The following is a 23,201-nucleotide window of genomic DNA, read 5'->3' on the forward strand; positions in this document are numbered from 1 at the left end:
ACCCATTGCAGCAATCACCTGAAGTGTCAGCAACGGTGACCGTTACGCTCAAATCCCAGGCATCAAAAAACCCGCCGAAGCGGGTTTTTCGATGCAGCCAGTCTTACTTGACGTTGCTTGGGGTTGGGCCTTCAGCCACGCCCAGGTCGTCTACTTCACGCTCGTCGGAGATACCGCGACCGCCGGAAGCCAGCTCGACTTGCAGCTTGTCTTCGTCCAGCTCTTTCACCCACTTGGCGACCACGAGGGTGGCAACAGCGTTACCAACAAGGTTGGTCAGCGCACGGGCTTCGGACATGAAGCGGTCGATACCGAGGATCAGCGCCAGACCGGCCACCGGCAGAGTACCTACGGCCGACAGGGTGGCTGCCAGCACGATGAAACCACTGCCGGTCACGCCCGCAGCACCTTTGGAGGACAGCAACAGCACCAGCAGCAGAGTGATCTGGTGGGTGAGGTCCATTGGGGTATCAGTCGCCTGAGCGATGAACACAGCGGCCATGGTCAGGTAGATCGACGTACCGTCGAGGTTGAAGGAGTAACCAGTCGGGATTACCAGACCCACAACCGATTTATCCGCGCCCAGGCGTTCCATCTTGATCAGCATGCGTGGCAGAGCCGATTCCGACGACGAAGTGCCCAGTACGATCAGCAGTTCTTCACGGATGTAGCGGATCAGCTTGAGTACGCTGAAACCGTGCGCGCGGCAGATGGCGCCCAGTACCAGGAGCACAAACAGGATGCAGGTGATGTAGAAGCAGATCATCAGCTGACCCAGCTGAACCAGCGAGCCGACACCGTAGGCACCGATGGTGAAGGCCATCGCGCCGAATGCGCCGACTGGAGCGAGCTTCATGATCATGTTGATGATGTTGAACATCACGTGAGCAAAGCGATCGATGAAGTCCAGCACCGGCTTGCCGTAAGCACCCAGGCGATGCAGGGCGAAACCGAAGATCACCGAGAACATCAGCACTTGCAGGATATCGCCGTTGGCGAAGGCGCCGACGATGGTGTTCGGGATCACGTTGAGGACAAAGGCGATGATGCTCTGGTCTTTACCGGCCGAGATGAAGCCAGCGATTTTGCTGGTGTCCAGGGTCGTCACGTCGATGTGCATGCCGGCGCCCGGTTGCACGACGTTGACCACGACCAGACCGATCAGCAAGGCAAGGGTGGAAACGATCTCGAAGTACAGCAGCGCATAGCCGCCGGTTTTGCCGACCGACTTCATGTTCTGCATGCCGGCGATACCGCTGACGACCGTACAGAAGATGATTGGCGCGATGACCATTTTGATCAGTTTGATGAACCCGTCACCCAGCGGCTTGAGGGCCACACCGGTCTGCGGGTAGAAGTGACCGAGCAGGATGCCGATGGCAATAGCAACGATCACCTGGAAATACAGGGATTTGTACAGTGGCTGACGAGTCGTCATTGCAAAGTTCCTCAAGAGCGTCCCGCGACAACATCCATCTGTTGTCAACGACACCTCATTTGCGAACCCTCCTGCACTGGAGGGATTTGTTTTGTCGAGCTGCGCACCGGCAGGCATCTGCTGGTTGTATCGCAAGGCCCGTGCCACCTTTCTAAAAATGCCTGCATGCCTTTTGACATCAAGGGTTACAGGTTTTTCTGGGTCACTGTTCGGTTACATTGGTGTGGCGGATTTCCGCCCTTCGACTAAATCACATCCTGCAATTTGGCGGATATCCGCCTTGTTCATCGTCGGCCACCACGGCTACCATCCGACGCTCAATGGACGGACCTGCCTTCTATGCGCGAACGCACTATCGCCAGTCATTTCGCCCGTGCCGCCCTCGGTGGCGCGCGCCGGTTGGGTTATGACTATTCAAATTTGCTGCAACAGCTCGGCATCAGCCCCGAGTTGCTGGATGAGCCGCGCGCGCGGATCGCACCGGAGCAGTTCACGCGATTGATCCAGGGTTTGTGGCTGGCACTCGACGACGAGTACCTTGGATTCGGGCCGGTGCCGAGTAAAACCGGCAGTTTCGCGATGATGTGCCATGCCGTGATTCACTGCCGTAACCTGGAAAAGGCGCTGCATCGCGGCTTATTGTTTTACAGCCTATTCCCTGATGGCCCGCGCCTGACCCTGACCCGCGAAGACGACATGATCCGCCTGAGCCTCGATGACTCGAAATTCCAGGACCCGGACCATTTCCTCACCGAAAGCCAGTTGATGGTGTGGCATCGCCTCGGCAGCTGGCTGATCGGCCAGCGCATACGCCTGGAGCAGGCGACGTTCAGTTATCCAAGGCCCGAGCACGGTGCCGAATACGACTTGCTGTTCCCCTGCCCCATGGTGTTTTCCGCGACCCAGAGCAGCCTGCTGTTTCACAGCCGCTACCTGCACATGCCGTTGTTGCAGGACGAGCGCACCCTCAAACATTTCCTCCAACACTCTCCCGCCGACCTGCTGTCGCGCCCGGATGACGGCGACAGCCTGAGCAGTCAGTTGCGCCGTTTGCTCAGCCGCGACAGTGCACGCTGGCCAGACCTCGAAGCCGTGGCCGCGCACCTGCACATCAGCCCGCAGACCTTGCGCCGGCACTTGCGGGAAGAAGGGTCGAGTTTTCAGGAATTGAAGGATCAGTTGCGCCGGGACATCGCGATTTATTATTTGGGGCGGGCGGATCTGTCGTTGCAACAGATTGCCGAGCAGTTGGGGTTTTCCGAGCCTTCGGCGTTTCACCGGGCGTTCAAGAAGTGGACTGGCCTTACACCTGGGGCTTATCGCGCACAAGAGAACTGATTTTTGGGTTGAATTGGCTGACCCCATCGTCGGAACGCCGCCCGGAGCCGGCTCACTCCCACATTTGATCGGTGTGAACGCAAATTTTGTATTCACTGAAGATCCCGGTAGGAGTGAGCCTGCTCGCGAAGAACGATAACGCGGTCTACCTGACTGAACGCCTACGGCGGATCAAGCCTGTCCAGCATCCGATTCACCGCCAGCTCCCCCAGCATCACCACCTGCTGAATCCCCAACACGGTGTTGCGATGCGGCCCCTCCATCAACCCCGCAAAATTACTCAGCATCACACTCGCCGACGCCATGGATTCGCAGGCGTTGACCAGCAGCGTTTCGTCATCGGTATCAGGGGCCACGAGGTAAATCGTGCTGGGTTTACGAGGAGTGTCTTTGGGAATGACCGGTTTGAGGCAGTAATCGAGGGCGCGGTCGGCGGCTTCGTTGAGCTTTTTGGAGTCGGTGGACTCGTAGGGCGAAACGTCGTCGGCTTCTGGTGGGTTGGGTGTGATCTTGAACCTATGAAGCTCCTAGAGTAATGGAGCCGCAACACATCGCTGCTAAACGAAAAAGAGGTGGCGGCTGTACGCGGGTTAGCAGACCAGGACTCTAGAACCCGGCGCACCGAAGTGCCCCACGCAAAGCCGCCATGACATGAACGACGGACGTTGTGCGTCTAGAGAGACCCGGGCTGCTAAACCCGATCGCTGATTCGTCAGCGACCCGGAAACGATAGAGCCCACGCCCCAGGCGCACAAGCCGGCGAATTCTGGCGTAGTCGTAGGTAACGGCGCAAGGAGGTGTAGCCTGAGTGAGTGTCTGGAGATGTGTTTTAAACAGCGCTGTTTACTGCTGAGATTCTGTGGGATTTGCGTTGTATGGGCGGGCCTCATCGCGAGCAGGCTCACTCCCACATTTGAATCTGCGTCGCTCGCAAAATCTGACTACACAGGAGAACCCCTGTGGGAGCGAGCCTGCTCGCGATGAGGCCCGTAAAAACACCATCAAACCACCGGGAAATGAATCCGGAACGCCGCGCCGCCCATCGACGAATCCCCCAGCGTCAGCTTCGCGCTGTAGCTCTCGATAATGTCCTTCACCACCGCCAGCCCAATCCCCTGCCCCGGATGCTGTCGATCCAGCCGCTCGCCCCTTTGCAGAATCCGAGCACGCTGGTCCGGCGGCACGCCCGGCCCGTCATCTTCCACGCACAACTCAACCCCGCTCAGGGTTTCGCGCACGCTGATGCGCACTTCGCTCAGGCACAGGCGATAGGCGTTTTCCAGCAGGTTGCCCATCATTTCCAGTAGCGCGCCTTGTTCGATCGGCACGTAGCACTGATCCGGCAGGTCGAAAGCGACGCGCACGCGTTTGTCGCGGTAGACCTTGTCCAGTGTGTCGCACAGGCTTTGCAACACCGGACGCAGGCGCACCTGGTGGCGTACCAGTCCGCTTTTGCGCAGGCTGGCGCGCTGCAGTTGATAGCCGATCTGCTGGCTCATGCGTTCGATCTGGGTTTGCAGCATCCAGGCCTGATCGCGGTTTTCCGGGCGTTGGGCCATGTCTTCGCTGACGCCTTGCAGCACGGTCAGCGGGGTTTTCAGGCTGTGGGCCAGGTCGTCGAGGGAATCACGGTAGCGGCTGCGCTGTTCGCGTTCGCTGTGCAGCAAGCGGTTGAGGGAGCCGGTCAGGCGCAGCAGTTCGCGTGGGTGTTGTTCGCTGAGGCTTTCGCGGGCGCCGCTTTCGATTTCGTCGAGTTCCTGACTGAGTCGGCGCAAGGCCTGCAAGCCCCAGGTCAGGCCGATCCACAGCAGCGCCAGCAGCACCAGCAACGCGGCGCCGAAACCGAGGTAGAGGTTTTCGCGCAGGCCTTCGAGGGTGACTTCGTATTCGCGCACCGGTTGCAGGGCAACGATGCTGAACGCCGCGCTTTTGCCGCCGAGCAGTTTGACTTCGACGTCATAGACGAAGAATTCCTGACCGTCGGCCTCGCGAATACGCGCAAATTCGTTGCCGCGTCCGTCGTAACGCGGTTTGTAGTTGATCTTCTCTTCGCGGGTGGCCTTCGAGCGCCACACCAGGTGACCTTCGCGGTCATAGATGTAGCCGAGCAAGCGACTGTCAGTCAGGTTGAAGCGCTCATCGGGCAACTGCGCCGGCATTTGCAGGGAGTTGTTTTCCACCCGTGCGGCGGAGATCAACGTGGTGACATCCGATGCCAGGCGCTGCTCGATGGAATCCTGCAACGCCAGGCTGAACGCGCCCTGCATCGCTGGCAGCAACGCCAGCATGAACAGCACCGCCAGGATCGTGGCGGCGAGCATCAACCGGACACGAAGAGAACGAATCAAGTGCAGCGCTCATTGAACAGGTAGCCGAGGCCACGCACGGTATCGATTGGTTTGAAACCGGACGGGCCTTCGAGTTTGCGGCGCAAACGCCCGACCAGCACTTCGATGACGTTCGGATCGCGCTCGTCGTCGTCCGGGTAGAGCTGTTCCATCAAGCGGTCCTTGGCCACCACTTGCTGATGATGCCGCATCAGGTACTCGAGGATTCGGTACTCGTACGCGGTCAGCGCCAGCGGTTGTTCATCCAGGGAGGCCTGTTTGCGGTTGAGGTCGAGCAGCAGCGGCCCGGCGACGATGGTCGACTGGGTGAATCCGCTGGAGCGGCGCAGCAAAGCATTCAGGCGCGCGTCGAGCTCCTCGAACTGGAATGGCTTGACCACGTAATCATCGGCACCGGCGGCGAGGCCTTCGACCTTGTCCTGCCAGTTGCCGCGCGCGGTGAGGATCAGGATCGGGAAGGTCTTGCCGCCCGAGCGCAGTTGGCGGATCAGGTCGAGCCCGCTCATGCCCGGCAGGCCAAGGTCGATCACCGCCAGGTCGTGGTTGAACTGCTCGGTCTGGTACAGCGCCTCTTCGGCGTTGGCCACGGACTCGACCACGTGGCCGCTGTCCGTCAGGCGGGTTTGCAGGTGATGGCGCAACAGCGCTTCATCTTCGACGACCAGCAGTTTCATAACGCTCTCCTAGGCAAATCGTTATCTCCAGCAGCATAGTTCTCAGTCAGCTCGCGGAACCTGTAGGAGTGAGCCTGCTCGCGATAGCGGTGTGTCAGTCGACATCAATGTCGAATGTGCTGACCGCATCGCGAGCAGGCTCGCTCCTACAGGGATTGCGCCTATCTGACAGGCATTACTTATCAGAAAGCGTAGTTCGCCGACAGGTACGTCTGGGCGCTGCTGGTCAGGTCCAGCGAACCCTGTTTGCTGCCACCGCGCTCGCTCATCTCGGTGCTGGCGTTGCTGCGCAGGTAACGGTAACCCATCTCGACCGAGGTGTTTTGCGACACTTGCTGCAACACGCCAACCTGGCCGCCGACGGCATAACCGATGTTGCTGTCGCGGCTGAAACCTGGGGACTCCTGAGTCATTTTGGTCAGGCCGGCCGTGGCACCGCCGAACAATTTGGTGCTGCCGCCCACCGGGTAGAACAGATCGTAGCTGCCCAACAGGTTTTCCTGACGCAGTTTAATGCCATTGTGCGAGCCCGACACGTTGTCGTAAGTGGCGTAGTAACGGCCCTGGCTGTTTTGCTGGCCCAGACGCACACCCCAGGTGGTGTCCTTGCCGATCACGCCGTCGGCGTTCGGGCTGTTGAGATTGTCGTTCAGGGCGTGGGACTTTTTGATCTTGTCGCTGGTTTGTCCAAGCGTAAGGCTGGCGAAATTGTCGTCGGAGGCGAACGCAGCGGTGCTAGCGCCCAGGACAGTGAAAGCCAGAAGCAGTTTTTTGAAGTTAGTCATTGGGGAATTTCCTCATGCGCTATTTGCTTTTTGGGTACGGGGCAAGGTTACCCACCCCGCCCTGAACTCCCCCTGAACGCACTCTGAACCTGAGCTGAATCAAATCGACTCGACTGTTTTGATGACTTTGGCTTACGACTGCTGCGCAGCCGAGCGGGAGCAAGCTCCCTCGCCACAAAAGCGGTTGCTACTACCCAGCCCGAGAGCAACCCGGCAAAATGCCCGTCATGAATCCCGCCCCCGCCCTACCCGTCTGCTGCACCCCGCTCGATGCCCATTGGCCGCTGCCGTTTGTGCTGCCCGGCACGGTGCTGTTGAGCACTCACTTTGATACCTCGCAACTGGCCAGCGATGATTTCCAGCGCAGCGCCATCGAGCCGCCAGCGAGCATCCAGCGTTCGGTCGCCAAGCGTCAGGCCGAGTTTCTGGCCGGCCGGGTCTGCGCCCGGGCGGCGTTGCAGCAGTTGGAAGGGCTGAGTTTTACCCCGGCCATCGGTGAAGACCGGGCGCCGGTGTGGCCTGCGCATATCAGCGGCTCCATCACCCACAGCACCGGCCGGGCCGCGGCGATTGTGGCGAAGAAAGCCGATTGGCGTGGTTTGGGGATGGACCTGGAAAACCTGCTCAACCCTGAACGGGCCGAGCGCCTGGCCGGGGAAATCCTTACCCCGCAAGAGTCGCAGCGCATGGCCGCGGGCCCTCGCGATCAGGTGGCGATGCTGGTGACGCTGACGTTTTCGGTGAAGGAAAGTCTGTTCAAGGCGCTGTATCCGATTGTTCAGCAGCGGTTTTATTTTGAACATGCTGAAGTGCTGGAATGGAGCGAGGCGGGTGAAGTGCGGTTGCGATTGCTGACTGATCTGTCCAGCGAATGGCGCAATGGCACAGAGCTGGAGGCGCAGTTTGGGGTGGTGGATGGGCAGTTGTTGAGTCTGGTCAGTATCAAGGCCTGAGATCTTTAGTGTCGGTTCGGGCCTCTTCGCGGGCAAGCCTCGCTCCTACAGAAAACTACGCGAACCCTGTAGGAGCGAGCGGTGCGGCGATCCGACTTGCCCGCGAAGGCGATGGAACATTCACCACACATTTCACCGCTTCTCCTGATTCCTCGGCCAACTCAGGCTGAAGCACGCCCCGCCCAGACTCTTGCTCCTGCTGATCAACGCCCGCCCGTCATGCCAATGGATGATCCGTCGCACGATCGACAACCCCAACCCATGCCCGCCAGACGCCCGGGTGCGGCTGTCGTCAAGACGCAGGAACGGCGTGAAGATTTTCTCCCACGCCGACTCCGGCACGCCCGGCCCGTCATCTTCGATGTCCACCCGGCAACGCTGCTGCCCCACCTGATAACTGACGGTCACCCGCGACGAGGCATGGCGCATGGCATTGCTCACCAGGTTCTGGATCGCCCGGTGTAAATAGCGCGGCTCGGCCTCGACCCATGCGTCATCGCAATCGGCCGCTGACAGACACAACCCGCGCTGCACCGTGACGTCGGCGCGCAGCGGTGCCAGCTCTTCGATCACCTGATTGACTAACGCATCCAGATCGATCCGCTGGAAATTCAGCGCGGGCGAGCCCTGCTCCAGGCGCGCATAGGTCAGCATCTCGTCCACCAGCTTGTCGAGGTCCTCGATGTCGTGGTCCATGCCTTCGCGGTATTTCTCCAGAGCCTGCGGCGTGGTGGCCGAGCCGATCATCTCCAGGCCAAAACGCAGGCGCGCCACCGGGGTGCGCAACTCGTGGGATACCGCGCGCACCAGTTCGCGCTGGATCGCCAGCAACTGCTGCAAGTGCTCGGCCATGCCGTTGAACGCCGCGGCCAGTCGCCCCACTGAGTCCGCGCCGCGTGCCGGCACACGGGTTTCCAGGCTTCCCTTGGCGATGCGCGTAGCAGCGGCTTCAAGGCCACGCAAGCGGCGTTCAAGTTGTCGCACTAATAGATAGACGATCAAACCGATCAGGCTCAGACCGAGTGCCGCGATCAGCACCAGCCACTCAGGCGGATACGGATTCATCTGATACAGCGGGCCGATTTCCAGGACCCAGGGCGTGCCGACCATACCGGCGAATACCCGGATCGAGTCGCCGCCCTTGCCCAGCGCCATCACCGTGTCGCCTTCGGAGATCCGGCGACTCTGGTCTTCGTCCATGTCCGCCTGCTCGACGGTGACCAGCCGCAAGTCGAAACCAAAGCCCTTGTCTTGTTTCAATTGCGCCAGGCGCTTGGGCTGGTCGGCCACCGGCACGCGCACCAGTTCGTCGGCCAGCAGGTAAATGGTCGCTCGCGCCAGTTGCTCGCTGATCTGCTGCACCTCGCCCGTGAGAACAAGCTGCTCCTTGTCACTGACCAAGCGATAAACCCTTGCCGCGTGCGGGCCGGTCTGCTCCACCAGCGCCTGGCCGCGTAGCACGCGGGTGCGCTGCGTCAGGTCGAGGTCGGTCTGGGCAAAGGTCTTCAGCGCCAGCGGAATCCCGAGCAAACGCTCCCACACCAGCAAGGCTCGGTGGCGTTCGGTTTCGTTCATTGGCTGCAGGTTGTCGGCCATCAGCGAAAAAGTGCCGTGGGCCAGGCGTTCGCGGTATTGCTCGCTGCGCACCTGGTTGAGCAAGTGCAACGCCAGCACGCCGAGCACCGCGACCAGAATCAGCGCCGCGCACATGCCGCCGTAGATGCGCAGGAAGATTGAGTTCACAGGGTGCAGGCTTCCGGAACGAACAGATACCCTTTGCTGCGGATGGTTTTGATCAGTCGCGGATGATCCGGGTCGTCGCCAATTTTCGGGCGGATGCGCGAGATGCGCACGTCGATGGAGCGGTCCTGGCCGTCATAGCCGATGCCGCGCAGCGCGGTGAAAATCTCTTCCCGGGACAGGATGCGCCCGGCGTTGGCCACCAGCAGCCACAGCAGATCAAATTCGGCGCTGGTCAGCTCGATGCCGTTGTCATTCAGCCAGGCCTCGCGCAATGCGTTGTCCACCACCAGCGGACCGAATTGCAGGCGCCGTTGTTTTTCCGGGGCCACTTCGGGGGATTCGCTGCGGCGCAACAACGCCTGGATGCGCGCCAGCAGGAGGCGTGGACGCACGGGTTTGCACACGTAATCGTCGGCGCCCAGGTCGAGGCCAAGAATCTGATCCGTGTCGTCGGTGCGGGCGGTGAGCATCAGGATCGGGCCGTCATACTTGTCGCGGACCTTGCGGCAGATGCTCAGGCCATCTTCGCCCGGCAGCATCAGGTCGAGGATCACCAGGTCCGGTTTTTCATTAATGATGCGAGCCGCGGCCAGGGCACCATTGCCCTCGATCGATACGCGCAGGCCATTGGCTTCCAGGTAATCGCGGGTCAGTTCGGCCAGCCGCTGGTCGTCCTCCACAATCAATACCTGCCAGGCTTCTTGCTCCACGGTGACCTCTGCTTGCCAACAACACGAATAAGGAAGGATCCACCCGTCTTTTTGTAATGATTGGGGAGGATAAGAAAGCATACACACTGGCCGATTGTATAAACGCCGAACGCCGAGAACACAAGCCGGCAAATGCGTTCGGACAACCCGGTTTTTTGTGATAGGGTTCGCGCCCTTAAAAATCCGAATGACTGTTTTCAATCGCTGAAAATCAGTGGAAAACGGTCCGCTCCAGCTAGGTCGCGGCCTACACGCCTGTTCCCTGTTTCACACACAATTTACGCACAGGTTTATCCACAGGTAGTACGTTGCAACACCCTCCAAAACGCATTATCTTGTACCTCGGCGCGAAAAAAACCCTACATGTAGGGTTTTACGCCAAAAACCAAACACAAACCGGATACCGATTTCAAGCGCTTTTATTGCCTCTTTCCGGTTGAACCAAACGTATTTTCGAAAGACCAAACCGCGCGTGCGGATGGCTACTGTTTTTGAGCCCGAAACGGCGATAACGGTACGGGTGTTGCAGTCAATTACTGCCACCCAAAACGGAATTCGGTTTCAGGCCCAAGGCGTGACACCAAAGACTTCGGCATGGAAGCGGCGCCCAACAGCCCCCTTCCTGATCTGTCCCGAAGTTGGTATGCCCGGCCCCCCCGCCGGTTGTAGTGCTTCAGGACGGAACGGTGGGCACCGTGATGGTGCCCAAACAAACATAGAGAATGTGGAGACAACCCCCCATGCAAACCGACACAACTCGCGAGAACCCGCAGGGCACCTTGCCGCAGGCCGCTGATTCGACTTCGGATCTGTCCGCCACCGCGCCTGGCCAACTGCGCGTGATCAAGCGTAACGGCACTGTCGTTCCTTACACCGACGACAAAATCACCGTCGCGATCACCAAAGCGTTTCTCGCAGTTGAGGGCGGCACCGCTGCCGCTTCGTCGCGAATCCATGACACCGTTGCCCGCCTGACCGAACAAGTCACCGCGACCTTCAAGCGTCGCATGCCTTCGGGCGGCACCATCCACATCGAAGAAATCCAGGACCAGGTTGAACTGGCCCTGATGCGTGCCGGCGAGCAGAAAGTTGCGCGCGACTACGTGATCTACCGTGACGGTCGTTCGAAAGAACGCGCTGCCCACGCACCGGCCGAAGAAGCAGTCAACGCTCACCCGTCGATCCGCATCACCCGCGCCGATGGCACCTTTGCTCCTCTGGACATGGGTCGCCTGAACACCATCGTCACCGAAGCGTGCGAAGGCCTGGAAGAAGTCGACGGCGACCTGATCCAGCGCGAAACCCTGAAAAACCTGTACGACGGCGTGGCACTGACCGACGTCAACACCGCCCTGGTGATGACCGCCCGTACCCTGGTCGAGCGTGAGCCGAACTACTCGTTCGTGACCGCCCGCCTGCTGATGGACACCCTGCGTGCCGAAGGCCTGAGCTTCCTCGAAGTCGCTGAAAGCGCCACTCACCACGAAATGGTCGACCTGTACGCCAAGGCCCTGCCGTCGTACATCGCCAAGGGTATCGAATTCGAATTGCTCAACCCGATCCTGGCCACCTTTGACCTGGAAAAACTCGGCAAGGCAATCAACCACGAGCGCGATCAGCAGTTCACCTACCTGGGCCTGCAAACCCTGTACGACCGTTACTTCATCCACAAGGATGGTGTCCGCTTCGAACTGCCACAGATTTTCTTCATGCGCGTGGCCATGGGCCTGGCGATCGAAGAAAAGCAGAAAGAAGACCGTGCGATCGAGTTCTACAACCTGCTGTCGTCCTTCGACTACATGTCGTCGACTCCGACCCTGTTCAACGCCGGCACCCTGCGTCCACAGCTGTCCAGCTGCTACCTGACCACCGTGCCGGATGACCTGTCGGGCATCTACCACGCGATCCACGACAACGCCATGTTGTCGAAATTTGCTGGCGGCCTGGGCAACGACTGGACGCCGGTTCGTGCGCTGGGTTCGTACATCAAGGGCACCAATGGCAAATCACAGGGCGTTGTTCCGTTCCTGAAAGTAGTGAACGACACCGCCGTCGCCGTTAACCAGGGTGGCAAGCGCAAAGGCGCTGTCTGTGCCTACCTGGAAACCTGGCACATGGACATCGAGGAGTTCATCGAACTGCGCAAGAACACCGGTGATGATCGTCGTCGTACCCACGACATGAACACCGCCAACTGGATCCCTGACCTGTTCATGAAGCGCGTCTTCGATGACGGCAAGTGGACCCTGTTCTCGCCGTCCGAAGTACCGGACCTGCACGACCTGACCGGCAAGGCCTTCGAAGAGCGTTACGAGTACTACGAAGCCCTGTCCGAGTACCCGGGCAAGATCAAGCTGTTCAAGACCATCCAGGCCAAAGACCTGTGGCGCAAAATGCTGTCCATGCTGTTTGAAACCGGCCACCCATGGCTGACCTTCAAAGACCCGTGCAACCTGCGCAGCCCGCAGCAGCACGTGGGCGTGGTCCACAGCTCGAACCTGTGCACCGAGATCACCTTGAACACCAACAAGGACGAGATCGCCGTTTGCAACCTGGGCTCGATCAACCTGCCGAACCACATCGTCAACGGCAAGCTGGACACCGCCAAGCTGGAACGCACCGTGAACACCGCTGTTCGCATGCTCGATAACGTGATCGACATCAACTACTACTCGGTGCCACAAGCGAAGAACTCCAACTTCAAGCACCGTCCGGTCGGTCTGGGCATCATGGGCTTCCAGGACGCTTTGTACCTGCAGCACATCCCTTACGGTTCCGACGCTGCCGTCGAGTTCGCCGACAAGTCGATGGAAGCGGTCAGCTACTACGCGATCCAGGCTTCCTGCGACCTGGCCGACGAACGCGGCGCCTACGAGACGTTCCAGGGTTCGCTGTGGTCCAAAGGCATCCTGCCGCTGGATTCGCAACAGATCCTGATCGAACAGCGTGGCCAGAAGTACATCGACGTTGACCTGAACGAATCCCTGGACTGGGCACCGGTTCGTGCCCGTGTGCAGAAAGGCATTCGTAACTCCAACATCATGGCCATCGCACCGACCGCGACCATCGCCAACATCACTGGCGTCTCGCAGTCGATCGAACCGACCTACCAGAACCTCTACGTGAAATCGAACCTGTCGGGCGAATTCACCGTGATCAACCCGTACCTGGTTCGCGACCTGAAGGCTCGCGGTCTGTGGGACTCGGTCATGATCAACGACCTGAAGTACTACGACGGTTCGGTGCAACAGATCGAGCGCATCCCGCAAGAACTCAAAGAGCTCTACGCGACGGCCTTCGAAGTGGACACCAAGTGGATCGTCGACGCGGCCAGCCGTCGTCAGAAGTGGATCGACCAGGCTCAGTCGCTGAACCTGTACATCGCTGGCGCATCGGGCAAGAAGCTGGACGTGACCTACCGCATGGCCTGGTACCGTGGTCTGAAAACCACTTACTACCTCCGTGCTCTGGCCGCGACCAGCACCGAGAAGTCGACCATCAACACCGGCAAGCTGAACGCTGTTTCCAGCGGCGGCAACCACGGTGAAGATTCGGTCCTGGCAGCCCCTGCCGGCCCTGCTCCAGTGCCGAAAGCTTGCGCCATCGACGAGCCGGATTGCGAAGCTTGCCAATAAGCTGAGCCGGTAGGCGCCGCGAGGTGCTTGCCTGAATAACCCCCGATCAGTCCTCTGGATTGGTCGGGGGTTTTCTTTTGCCTCCAAGAAAGTGGTGGCCGGTCTGACGCCTTCGCGGGCAAGCCTCGCTCCTACAGGATCGCGCTCATCATCTGGACGACGCATACCCCGTAGGAGCGAGGCTTGCCCGCGAAGGGGCCGGCACAGACAACCCTAACCTCAAGCCCTGACAAAATCCCGGCCATAAAAAAAACCCCTCTCACGAGGGGCTTCTTTATGCAGCGCTATCCAGCATCAGGTCATCTGAATGATGGTCTGCATGATGGTGCTCTGGGTGGAGATGGTCTTGGCATTCGCCTGGTAGTTGCTCTGCGCCTTGATCAACTCGACCAGTTCGTTGGTCAGGTTGACGTTGGACTCTTCCAGGGAGTTGGACACCACCGCACCCAGCGTACCGGTTTTCGGTGCATCGACGCCGGCCACGCCGGACGCGAAGGTTTCTTTCCAGCGGGTACCACCGATAGGCTGCAGACCTTGCTCGTTGGCGAAGCTGGCGACCGCTACCTGGCCGATGGCCTTGGTTTGCTGGTTGCTGAAGTTGGCGGTCATCACACCGCTTTCGTCGATGGTCAGGCTGGAGATCTGGCCAGTGGCGTAGCCGTCCTGATACTGCTGGGTACGGGCAGTCGCAGAGTTGAACGAGGTGGTTTTGGTCATGTCGAAGGTCAGGCCACCGGTGGCCGGAACCGAACCGTTAGGACCCCAGACTTTCGGTGTCACGCTGGCATTGGTTACCACGCCTGGCACCCAGCCAGTCAGCCTGAAGGTTTTGCCGGTCACAGCAAAACCGGCACTGCCGGTCATGGTGTTGACGGTACCGTCAGAGTTGAAGGTCACGGTGGCAGTCACTGGCACCGGTGGCTCGGTGGCCGGGTTGGAAGGCGAACGACCGTCCACATAGGAGTGTATGGTCCAAGCGTTAGTACCGGTTTTTACGTAATACTGATCCAGAGTGTGCTGGTTACCCTGGCTATCGTAGATCGGTGTGGAGATTGGCTTGTTATAGCTCAATGGCTCGGCCGGGTTGAACGGCGTAACGGTCGGAAGGGTTTCCGAGGAGTTCAGGTTCATGGTTTGGTCGACGCGAGTGGTCGCCTTTGGCGACAGGCTCGATGTGTCGATTTTCAGGTCGGTCAGCACGCCATTGATGATCTTGCCGTTGTCATCAACGCCGTAACCTTGCAGACGGTTGCCGTTGTTGTCGATCACGTAGTTTTCAGCGTCAGTCTTGAACGCACCGGCACGGGTGTAGCTCAAGGAACCGTTGTCGCTGAGGATGAAGAAACCGTTGCCCTGGATACCCATGTCCAGCACGTTGCCGGTGTTGTTCACGTCGCCCTGGCCGAACTGCTGGGAAACGTTGGCCAGACGCACGCCGTTACCGATGGTCTTGCTGCCGGTACCCAGGCGAGTGGCCGAGTACACGTCTTCGAATTCTGCACGGGACGATTTGAAACCGGTGGTCGCGACGTTGGCGATGTTGTTGCCGGTCACGTCCAGTTGTTTGTTGGCTGCATAGAGACCGCTAAGGCCGATATTGAAAGACATATTCCACTCCCTTGTGCCGTGTTAGTCGGCTCTATATACCAATGGTTTGTACTTTGGACAGGGCAACGCTGCCCAGGCCTGCCAGGTTCAGCATCAACTCACCGCCGGTCTGGCTGATGGTCACACTGTTGACGGTTGCCGGCAGGTAAGTAACCAGCGAGGTCGCCTTGCTGTCGTAAGTCGCGGTGGCAGCGAATTTGTACGTGCCTGCCTTGGCCACTACGCCCGCATCGTTCTTGCCGTCCCAGATGAAACTGGCGTTGCCGGCTTTCTGGCTGCCCAGGTCGATGGTGCGGACAACTTTGCCATCGGCGTCGGTGATCTTGACCGTGACCGGATCCACCGATGCCGGTACCACGGCCGTGCCGTTGAAACTCTTCGAGGTATCGACCACCGCCGTGTCGGTCTGCGCGACCACCGAACGACCCACCAGCGAAGACGCTTGCAGCGCTTGCGAGGAGTTGTAGTTGCCGGCAATGCCGCTGACCGTCTCGTTCAGCGTGGTGATGCCTTCCAGGCTACTGAACTGTGCCAGCTGAGCCACGAACTCACCATTGTCCTGCGGCTCGAGCGGGTTCTGGTTTTTCAGCTGGGTGACCAGCAATTGCAGGAACGCATCCTTGCCCAACGCCTTCTTGCCGGCGGCGCTGTTAGTCGCCGCCGTCAGACCGTCAGCGCTGGTGTTGGTCTTGACCGAAGAATTGGCCAAGACGTCCTTGATGCTCAAGCCGCTAGTGGTATCGGTAACACTCATCTGAGTCGCCCCTTATCACTGACCGAGGGTCAGGACCTTCTGCATCATGGTTTTGGCGGTGTTCATCATTTCGGCGTTGGTCTGGAACGAACGACTGGCGGAAATCATGTCGGCCATTTCTTCGACGACGTTGACGTTCGGGTAGTAGACGTAGCCCTTGGCATCGGCGGCCGGATGGTTCGGCTCGTAACGTGCGTCAAGGTTGCTCTGGTCTTCGACCACGCCCAGCACTTGCACGCCTTGACCGGCGGCGTCCTGGTTCTGGAACAGCGAATCGCTGCCGCCGCTCTGGCCGCCCTGGAACATGGTGGCGAACACCGGGTGACGGGCGCGATAGGTCTGGTCGATGCTCGACGAGACGGTTTCGGCGTTGGCGATGTTCGAGGCCACGGTGTTCAAGCGCGTGGTCTGGGCACTCATGCCGCTACCGGCAATGTTGAAAACACTGGATAGAGACATGAATTACTCTCCGCGCAGGGCTGATACCAGCCCTTTGAATTTGCTGTTGAGCAGGGTGAAGCTGGCCTGGAAGCCGACGGCGTTTTCCGCGTAGTTCGACTGTTCCAGTTGGGCGTCCACAGTGTTCTGGTCGATCGACGGCTGCATCGGCGTGCGATACATCAGCGACTCGTCGCCATTGCCCAGGCCTTCGGCCTCGATATGACGGTTGTTGGTCATGTTCAAGGCAAAAGTGCCGCCCTTGGATTTCTCGTTCTGTGCGGCAAGCACCTTGGAGAATTCCAGGTCCCGAGCCTTGTAGTTCGGGGTATCGGCGTTGGCGATGTTGTTGGCCAGGACTTCGGCACGCTGCGCGCGGAAGCCCAGGGCTTGTTCGTGGATACCGAGCGCTTTATCGAAGCTGATGCTCATGTCGGAAACCTTCGGGTGACCTGATTTTTCGTAACAGAGGTATAGCAAGCGGCGTGCCAATTCAAAAAAGCCCGTAAACCGGGGCTTTGCCGGCAGTGGCAAGGCGGCAATGCCAGAAAAGCGGCAACCGATTTCCGCCGTCTGCCGCTTTTCTGCCGCTTATCGCCCTCCAACGAACACCTCCTCCCCTTGTAGGAGCGAGCCTGCTCGCGATGGCGTCGTGTCAGTCGACATCAATGCAAACAGTCCCACCGCTATCGTCGGAACGCCGCCCGGAGCCGGCTCACTCCTACAGGGAATCGGTGGTGGATTGGGAAATCATCAGGCATAAAAAAACGGGAGCCGATGAGGGCTCCCGTTTTTTTGATGACGCCAACAAATCACTTCGCCTGGTAAATGATCCCTGGGCTGCACTGGACCATCTGGTAGTGATCCGGCAAACCGTTCAGCGCTTCGGAGGCGCCGAGGAACAGATAACCACCCGGCTTGAGCGTGCTGTGAATGCGCAAGAGGATGTCTTTCTTCACCTCGGCGGAGAAGTAGATCAGCACGTTGCGGCAGAACACGATGTCGAACTTGCCCAGGGCCGCGTAGCTGTCCAGCAAGTTGAACGAGCGGAACTCCACGCGACTCTTGATCGGCGCCTTGATGGCCCAGCGTCCCGGCCCTTTCGGGTCGAAATAACGCTGAAGGCGCTCGGGCGACAGACCACGGCCGATGGCCAGGCTGTCGTACTCGCCGGTCTTGCAGTTGGTCAGCATGGTGCCGGACAGGTCGGTGGCCACAATCTGCGCCCCCATTTTCAGCTGGCCCATGTTGACGCGTTCGAACTCATCGATGGACATCGACAGCGAATACGGTTCCTGACCCGACGAGCACGCCGCCGACCAGATCCGCAAACGCTGACCAGGGGCAGCCTTGATCGCCTCGGGCAGCACCTTGTTCTTCAAGACTTCAAACGGATAGGTATCACGAAACCACAGGGTTTCGTTGGTGGTCATGGCATCCACCACCATCTCGCGCAAACCGCTGCGCGGCTGGGTCTGGATGCGCTGGACCAGCTCACCCAGGGACTTGATACCTTGCTGCTCCATCAGTTTGTTGAGACGGCTCGAGACCAAGTACTGCTTGTTTTCACCGAGCAAAATGCCACAGGCTTTTTCCAGGAATACCCGGAACTGTTCGAAATCCAAATTACCCGTAGACAAAGATGCCGCCTCTTAAATCGTGTTAACTGTTAGGGGCAGAAGGCCCCTAGCTGATATCTGCTGCTTTGATCCGGTCGACTACCCGGGATGCCAGGTCATCAGGACGGAATTTGGCAAGGAAGTCATCCGCGCCGACTTTCTTGACCATCGCCTGATTGAATACACCCGACAACGAAGTATGCAGGATGATATGAAGCTTTTGCATGCGCGGGTCGTTGCGGATCTCGGCCGTCAGGGTGTACCCGTCCATTTCCGGCATCTCGATGTCGGAAATCATCATCAGGAACTCTTCTTCCGGCTTCTTGCCTTCATCGACCAGCTTGCGCAAGTAATCCAGCGCTTGCTTGCCGTCGTTCAACGCCACCACTTCGACGCCGACCGTCTGCAGGCAACGCGTTACTTGCTTGCGCGCCACTGACGAGTCGTCGACCGTCAATACTTTCAGGGACAGCGCCTTGTGCTGGGTTTCGACATCCACCACACCCACCGAAATCGCTTCCGGTGTCGGCGCCACTTCCGCCAGCACTTTCTCGACGTCGATGATTTCGACTAACTGATTGTCGACCCGAGTCACAGCCGTCAGGTAATGATCGCGTCCCGTGCCCTTGGGTGGCGGATGAATCTCCTCCCAGTTCATGTTGACGATGCGCTCTACCGATCGCACCAGGAAACCCTGGGTCTTGGTGTTGTACTCCGTGATGATCACGAAGGGATTGCTCTGATCTTTAAGTGCGCCGGAGCCGGTCGCCATTGCCAGATCAAGAATCGGAATGGTCGCCCCCCGGATATTTGCCACACCGCACACGACAGGACTGGACTTGGGCATCACGGTCAGTTTGGGGCATTGCAGCACTTCCCGAACCTTGAACACGTTGATCCCATACAGCTGCTGGCCGTCGAGACGGAACAACAACAGCTCAAGGCGATTCTGCCCAACCAGTTGCGTGCGCTGGTTTACCGCATCCATTACACCAGCCATGCACAGACTCCTACACCAACGCTTAAGTGTGTTGCGACGCACATTCATTGCTAAACGGCACGGCGCTTGCTTTTTAACTCTTATGAACACAGAACCGACATTTTTCCGACGCCTGACATCAACTTCCCGCAAATTGCTTTGCGCGATGTCGGCCGTTTGCCTGTTCAACGCTGGCAGCCCTGCCCTTGCTGACGCGGTTACCTTGCCTGACATGCTTATCGGCGTCACTCAGGGCTTTCTTGAATTCACCGTAGAAGACTATTTGGCTACCAGTCAAACGGAGGGGCGCTACGAAATCGAGGTCAACCAGCTCGATCCGCGACTGCGCATGCCCATGTGCGACAAGGAATTGACAGCCACCCTCGAGAGCCCGGCGACCCCGATCGGGCGGGTAACGGTCAAGGTCCGCTGCGACAGTACGTCCCCTTGGACGGTCTTCGTACCCGCTCAAGTCCGGCTGTTTCGAGAGGTTGTCACGACCACGCGTCCGCTTAAACGCGCAGGGGTCATCGAGCCCGGCGACGTCATGTTGCGCGAGCGGGATATCAGCCTGATCAACCAGGGTTATTTCACTTCCATGGATCAGGCCGTCGGACAGAAACTTACCCGACCAACGGTCGCCAATCAGGTCCTGACGCTGGTTCATCTCGAACAGGCGGAAGTCATCAGCAAGGGCGATCAGGTGGTGATTACCGCCCGCAGTGGTACGCTCAGTGTGCGCATGCCGGGCGAAGCCCTGTCCAACGGCGGCCTGCGTGAACAGATTCGGGTGAAAAACCTCAACTCCCAGCGGGTCATCAAGGCGCAAGTCACAGCGCCCGGCCAGGTGGAAGTGGCCATGTAGAGCGATCTGTTGGTGAAGAGATGGCGCACCGCCCGGCGGTTCCCTAAACTGTGCCGCAGGCAGGACTCGCGCTGGCGCATGCAAGCTCATTGATAAATGGGCCTAAAGTTTTCGCAGGGAGAGCCGAAAACATGGCAAGCGTCCAAATACCCAGAGGTTTTTTATCATGGTCATCGATTTCAGCCGTTTGAACAGCTCCTCGTCACTTACCGGTAGTACGCGTACCAGCACCGCGAAGGAAACTGCCGAAACCGGCAAATCCGCGCCGCTGAATACCCCGGCCGAACAGGCCAGTACCGCCAAAAGCGGGGAATCGGTACACCTCAGCAATGAGGCTCAACAGTTGCAGAAGGTCACTGACAAGCTGCGCGATCAGCCTGCCGTCGACAACGCCCGTGTGGCCGAGTTGAAAGCAGCGATTGCCGATGGCAGCTATAAAGTCGACAGCAACCGTGTAGCCAGCAAACTGCTCAACTTCGAAGCCCAGCGCTAGGCCACGGCCTGCGCCAGGCTTTTGGACGCTTAAACCCCAAGGCCAGCCATGCACGACACTAATTTACTGCAACTGATCACCGACGATTTTGCTCCAGCGCAATACTTGCTGGAGTTACTGCAAACCGAATCCATCGCTTTGCACGGTCGCGACATGCCGCTGCTCGAGGATATTCTGGCGCAGAAACAGGCAATGATCATTCTGCTGGAACAGCATGGCCGCAAGCGCAGTGAAGTCCTCGCCAGCCTGAATCTGCCGACCAATCGCAACGGCCTGGAGCAACTTGCCAGCCAGTCGAGCATCGGCGATCAATTGCTGGAACAGAGCGATAAACTGACCGATCTCCTGGCTCAATGCCAGGCGGCCAACGTCAATAACGGCCAGTCGATCCTGGTCCAGCAGGCCGCCACGGCCAATCAGCTGAAAATCCTCACCGGCGGCGAACCGCCAGCGCTTTACGATGCCCGCGGATCAACCGCCATGCTAGCGAAGCCGCGCCCGCTTAGTCAGGCTTGAGCCCTGTAAATGAGCACGCTCTATCAAGACGCCTCACATGCTGGCAGTATGCTGGCAAGTCGCAGTCATATTTTGTCTGGAGAATGATGAACCGTGTTCAATGCCTTAAACGCGGAAGATGCTCCGCAGCCACCGAAGGTGCTATCCACGCCGATGGAGATCGCCGGTAACCTGCGGCAGCTGCAAGAGAGCCATGACCCGCTGATCATCACGTTCCACGAACGCAGCCAGCGCTTCCAGAGCTATCTGGTGGACGTCGATCGTGACGGCAACAGCATTGCACTGGACGAAATGGTGCCTCGCGACGGCGAACGTTATCTGCTGGCCGGCGAACCATTTCGCGTTGAAGGCTTCCACGACGGCGTGCGCATTGCGTGGGAAAGCAACGGTCCGCTGACCATCGATGAATCCGGTGATCGCTGCTACCGTGGCACCCTCCCCGATGAAGTGGTCTACCACCAGCGCCGCAATGCCTTCCGGGCTGCGTTGAAGCTGGCGCAACTGGTCGATGTCGAACTGGGCGGCGAAAAGCTCAAGTTCCCGATCAGAGGCAAGCTGCTCGACATTTCCGCCACTGGCTGCAAGCTGCGCTTTGAAGGTGACATCACCCCCCGGCTGCAACTGGGTCAGGTCTACGACCGCTTTATTGCCGACCTGCCCTTCGGCAGCATGACCGCGCCGGTGGAATTGCGTTACCTGCATTTCGAAGAAAGAATCTCCACCACCTTCGCCGGCATCCGCTTTCACAACATGAGCGGACTGGTGCAGCGCCAGGTCGAACGGTTCGTCTATCAGCTTCAGCGTGAAGCGCGCCGCTTCGACAAAGACGACATCTGATACAACGCTTCAACAAAAACGGGCAGTCCCTTGCGGTGACTGCCCGTTTTTTTATGCCCCAGCTTAAGGCCTGGCTTCGGTAAAACTTTGCTCGCGACCCGCATCCGGGTCTTCTGGCGGTGGATCGGTGTCGGGGTCCTGCTCGGGTTCAGGCGCAGGTTCTGGGTTGATCGGGTTCTGCATCTGATCCTGCACCACTTGCTCATCGACCCGCGGGTCAAGGCACGCCACCAGTGGCGAACTCGACATGCTGTCCGGCATGGCCACGTGATGCAGCGGTGCATCGTCGACCTGATGCAGGTTGGTGACCGCTTTCGGGCGGATCCGCCACACCAGCACCAACGCGAAGAAACTGAAGAAGGCATACAGCATGTGGCTGCCAAACAGCTTCATCAGGACCCCGGCCACCAACGGCCCGATACTGGCGCCCACGCCGTAGGTCACCAGCAACATCGCAGTCAGGGACACACGACGATCGCCTTCGACATGGTCATTGGAGAACGCCACTGCCAGCGGATACAGGCAGAACATCACCAGCGAACAGAAGAACCCGGCGATAAACAAAACCTCCAGCGGCACCTGTTGCATGATTGCCAGCGGCAACGCGGTGAGGGCCAGGACCACCGCAAAACAGCGGATCAACAACGCCCGGTCATAACGGTCGGACAACCAGCCCAACGGCCACTGCACCAGCAGCCCGGCAAAAATGCAGCTACCCATGAACAGACCGACCTGCTCGGTGGATAATCCTTGCTGCGAGGCATACAGCGGCGCCAGGCCGTAGAAGGAACCAATGATCAGCCCCGCGCCCAGCACCGTACTCAGCGACTGCGGTACACGCTTGATGAAGAACCGAGGTTCCATTGGTGCGGGATGCAGCGGTGCCGGGTGAATCCGCCTGGTCAGGGCCACTGGCACCAGGCACAGCGCGAAGCACAAGGCTACCAGCATCAGCAGTTCCAGGCCCAGGGCCGGGTGCATGACCAGAATCAACTGACCGAGTACCAACCCCAGGTACGAGGCGATCATGTAGCCGCTGAACACCGTGCCGCGCTGCGACGCTTCGGCCTGCTCATTGAGCCAGCTTTCGATGACCATGTACTGGCACATCATGCCGAGGCCGACGATCACCCGCAGGAATATCCACGCCGGCAGCCAGTCGACCAGGCCATGGCCCAGCACTGCCGCGCCAACAATCCCGGCGCAGGCTGAATAAGCACGAATATGCCCGACTCGGGCGATCAGTCGGTGACCGATCTTGCCGCCCAGCACCAGGCCGAAATAGTTGGCCGCCATCAACGCACCAACCCACAAGCTGTCGACGTTATCCGCCGCCAGGCGCAAGCCCAGGTACGTACTCAGCAAGCCTGAGCCGATCAACATCATCAGCGAGGCAAAATAAAGCGCTCGAAAAGGTTTCCAGATTTGGCGCATCGGCGTTCCGAGCGGCTCCTTGCGGTGAGAAACG

The 23,201-nt window shown here is 59.2% G+C and carries 21 protein-coding genes; 7 read left to right on the top strand and 14 right to left on the bottom strand.

Annotated elements, in window-relative coordinates; translation table 11 throughout:
- Positions 1–103 precede the first annotated feature (103 nt).
- Positions 104–1,438, bottom strand: a complete 1,335-nt coding sequence (locus ACYZTY_RS20565; RefSeq protein WP_461955244.1) for a dicarboxylate/amino acid:cation symporter — start codon at positions 1,436–1,438, stop codon at positions 104–106.
- Positions 1,439–1,777: 339 nt separating this feature from the next.
- Here ACYZTY_RS20565 and ACYZTY_RS20570 point away from each other — a divergent pair, with 339 nt between their 5' ends.
- Positions 1,778–2,776 (top strand): AraC family transcriptional regulator, encoded by a 999-nt coding sequence (locus tag ACYZTY_RS20570; RefSeq protein ID WP_461955245.1) that lies wholly within the window; start codon positions 1,778–1,780, stop codon positions 2,774–2,776.
- Positions 2,777–2,937: 161 nt separating this feature from the next.
- On the opposite strand, the gene ACYZTY_RS20575 is transcribed toward ACYZTY_RS20570, so the two are convergent.
- The 4 genes from ACYZTY_RS20575 to ACYZTY_RS20590 all read right to left on the bottom strand — a co-directional run bounded on the left by ACYZTY_RS20575 (position 2,938) and on the right by ACYZTY_RS20590 (position 6,583).
- The gene (locus tag ACYZTY_RS20575; protein WP_461959365.1) at positions 2,938–3,285 is read right to left on the bottom strand and encodes a DUF6124 family protein; all 348 of its coding nucleotides are present in this window, start codon (positions 3,283–3,285) and stop codon (positions 2,938–2,940) included.
- Between the two features lie 492 nt (positions 3,286–3,777).
- Positions 3,778–5,124, bottom strand: a complete 1,347-nt coding sequence (locus ACYZTY_RS20580; RefSeq protein WP_461955246.1) for an ATP-binding protein — start codon at positions 5,122–5,124, stop codon at positions 3,778–3,780.
- A complete protein-coding gene (locus ACYZTY_RS20585; protein ID WP_461955247.1) occupies positions 5,121–5,798 on the bottom strand; it encodes a response regulator in 678 nt (225 codons plus the stop codon). The genes ACYZTY_RS20580 and ACYZTY_RS20585 overlap by 4 nt, the downstream gene beginning before the upstream one ends.
- Positions 5,799–5,980: 182 nt before the next feature.
- Positions 5,981–6,583 carry a hypothetical protein gene (locus ACYZTY_RS20590; RefSeq protein WP_461955248.1) on the bottom strand — a complete coding sequence of 201 codons (603 nt, stop codon included), beginning with the start codon at positions 6,581–6,583 and terminating at the stop codon, positions 5,981–5,983.
- Between the two features lie 227 nt (positions 6,584–6,810).
- Here ACYZTY_RS20590 and ACYZTY_RS20595 point away from each other — a divergent pair, with 227 nt between their 5' ends.
- Positions 6,811–7,536, top strand: coding sequence for a 4'-phosphopantetheinyl transferase family protein (locus ACYZTY_RS20595; RefSeq protein ID WP_461955249.1), 726 nt, complete (start codon positions 6,811–6,813; stop codon positions 7,534–7,536).
- Positions 7,537–7,668: 132 nt separating this feature from the next.
- Here ACYZTY_RS20595 and ACYZTY_RS20600 read toward each other — a convergent pair whose 3' ends face one another.
- Both ACYZTY_RS20600 and ACYZTY_RS20605 read right to left on the bottom strand, forming a co-directional pair.
- Positions 7,669–9,279: an ATP-binding protein gene (locus ACYZTY_RS20600; RefSeq protein ID WP_461955250.1), complete on the bottom strand. Its 1,611-nt coding sequence runs from the start codon at positions 9,277–9,279 to the stop codon at positions 7,669–7,671.
- Entirely contained in the window at positions 9,276–9,989 is a 714-nt protein-coding gene (locus tag ACYZTY_RS20605; RefSeq protein ID WP_461955251.1) for a response regulator, read from the bottom strand. The genes ACYZTY_RS20600 and ACYZTY_RS20605 overlap by 4 nt, the downstream gene beginning before the upstream one ends.
- 740 nt (positions 9,990–10,729) lie before the next feature.
- Between ACYZTY_RS20605 and ACYZTY_RS20610 the strand changes: the two genes are divergently transcribed.
- A complete protein-coding gene (locus ACYZTY_RS20610; protein ID WP_461955252.1) occupies positions 10,730–13,624 on the top strand; it encodes a ribonucleoside-diphosphate reductase subunit alpha in 2,895 nt (964 codons plus the stop codon).
- 294 nt (positions 13,625–13,918) lie between these two features.
- Here ACYZTY_RS20610 and flgE read toward each other — a convergent pair whose 3' ends face one another.
- The 6 genes from flgE to ACYZTY_RS20640 all read right to left on the bottom strand — a co-directional run bounded on the left by flgE (position 13,919) and on the right by ACYZTY_RS20640 (position 19,043).
- Complete coding sequence (flgE, locus tag ACYZTY_RS20615; RefSeq protein ID WP_461955253.1) at positions 13,919–15,232, bottom strand: flagellar hook protein FlgE; 1,314 nt, start codon at positions 15,230–15,232, stop codon at positions 13,919–13,921.
- Between the two features lie 31 nt (positions 15,233–15,263).
- Positions 15,264–15,986, bottom strand: a complete 723-nt coding sequence (flgD, locus tag ACYZTY_RS20620; RefSeq protein WP_461955254.1) for a flagellar hook assembly protein FlgD — start codon at positions 15,984–15,986, stop codon at positions 15,264–15,266.
- A gap of 15 nt (positions 15,987–16,001) precedes the next feature.
- Entirely contained in the window at positions 16,002–16,445 is a 444-nt protein-coding gene (gene flgC, locus ACYZTY_RS20625; RefSeq protein WP_010457154.1) for a flagellar basal body rod protein FlgC, read from the bottom strand.
- Positions 16,446–16,448: 3 nt separating this feature from the next.
- Entirely contained in the window at positions 16,449–16,856 is a 408-nt protein-coding gene (gene flgB, locus ACYZTY_RS20630; protein WP_109633987.1) for a flagellar basal body rod protein FlgB, read from the bottom strand.
- A gap of 380 nt (positions 16,857–17,236) precedes the next feature.
- Positions 17,237–18,064: a protein-glutamate O-methyltransferase CheR gene (gene cheR / locus ACYZTY_RS20635; protein ID WP_010457158.1), complete on the bottom strand. Its 828-nt coding sequence runs from the start codon at positions 18,062–18,064 to the stop codon at positions 17,237–17,239.
- 46 nt (positions 18,065–18,110) lie between these two features.
- Positions 18,111–19,043 carry a chemotaxis protein CheV gene (locus ACYZTY_RS20640; protein ID WP_461955255.1) on the bottom strand — a complete coding sequence of 311 codons (933 nt, stop codon included), beginning with the start codon at positions 19,041–19,043 and terminating at the stop codon, positions 18,111–18,113.
- 82 nt (positions 19,044–19,125) lie between these two features.
- On the opposite strand from ACYZTY_RS20640, the gene flgA reads away from it, so the two are divergent.
- From flgA to ACYZTY_RS20660, 4 genes are all read left to right on the top strand, one after another.
- Complete coding sequence (gene flgA, locus ACYZTY_RS20645; RefSeq protein WP_461955256.1) at positions 19,126–19,887, top strand: flagellar basal body P-ring formation chaperone FlgA; 762 nt, start codon at positions 19,126–19,128, stop codon at positions 19,885–19,887.
- Positions 19,888–20,053: 166 nt separating this feature from the next.
- The gene (flgM, locus tag ACYZTY_RS20650) at positions 20,054–20,380 is read left to right on the top strand and encodes a flagellar biosynthesis anti-sigma factor FlgM (protein ID WP_109633993.1); all 327 of its coding nucleotides are present in this window, start codon (positions 20,054–20,056) and stop codon (positions 20,378–20,380) included.
- Positions 20,381–20,428: 48 nt separating this feature from the next.
- Positions 20,429–20,896: a flagella synthesis protein FlgN gene (locus tag ACYZTY_RS20655; protein WP_461955257.1), complete on the top strand. Its 468-nt coding sequence runs from the start codon at positions 20,429–20,431 to the stop codon at positions 20,894–20,896.
- Positions 20,897–20,989: 93 nt separating this feature from the next.
- Positions 20,990–21,733, top strand: a complete 744-nt coding sequence (locus ACYZTY_RS20660) for a flagellar brake protein (RefSeq protein ID WP_461955258.1) — start codon at positions 20,990–20,992, stop codon at positions 21,731–21,733.
- Positions 21,734–21,796: 63 nt separating this feature from the next.
- Here ACYZTY_RS20660 and ACYZTY_RS20665 read toward each other — a convergent pair whose 3' ends face one another.
- Positions 21,797–23,167: an MFS transporter gene (locus ACYZTY_RS20665; protein ID WP_461955259.1), complete on the bottom strand. Its 1,371-nt coding sequence runs from the start codon at positions 23,165–23,167 to the stop codon at positions 21,797–21,799.
- Positions 23,168–23,201: the final 34 nt, after the last annotated feature.

The sequence above is a fragment of the Pseudomonas sp. LB1P83 genome (assembly GCF_054897885.1).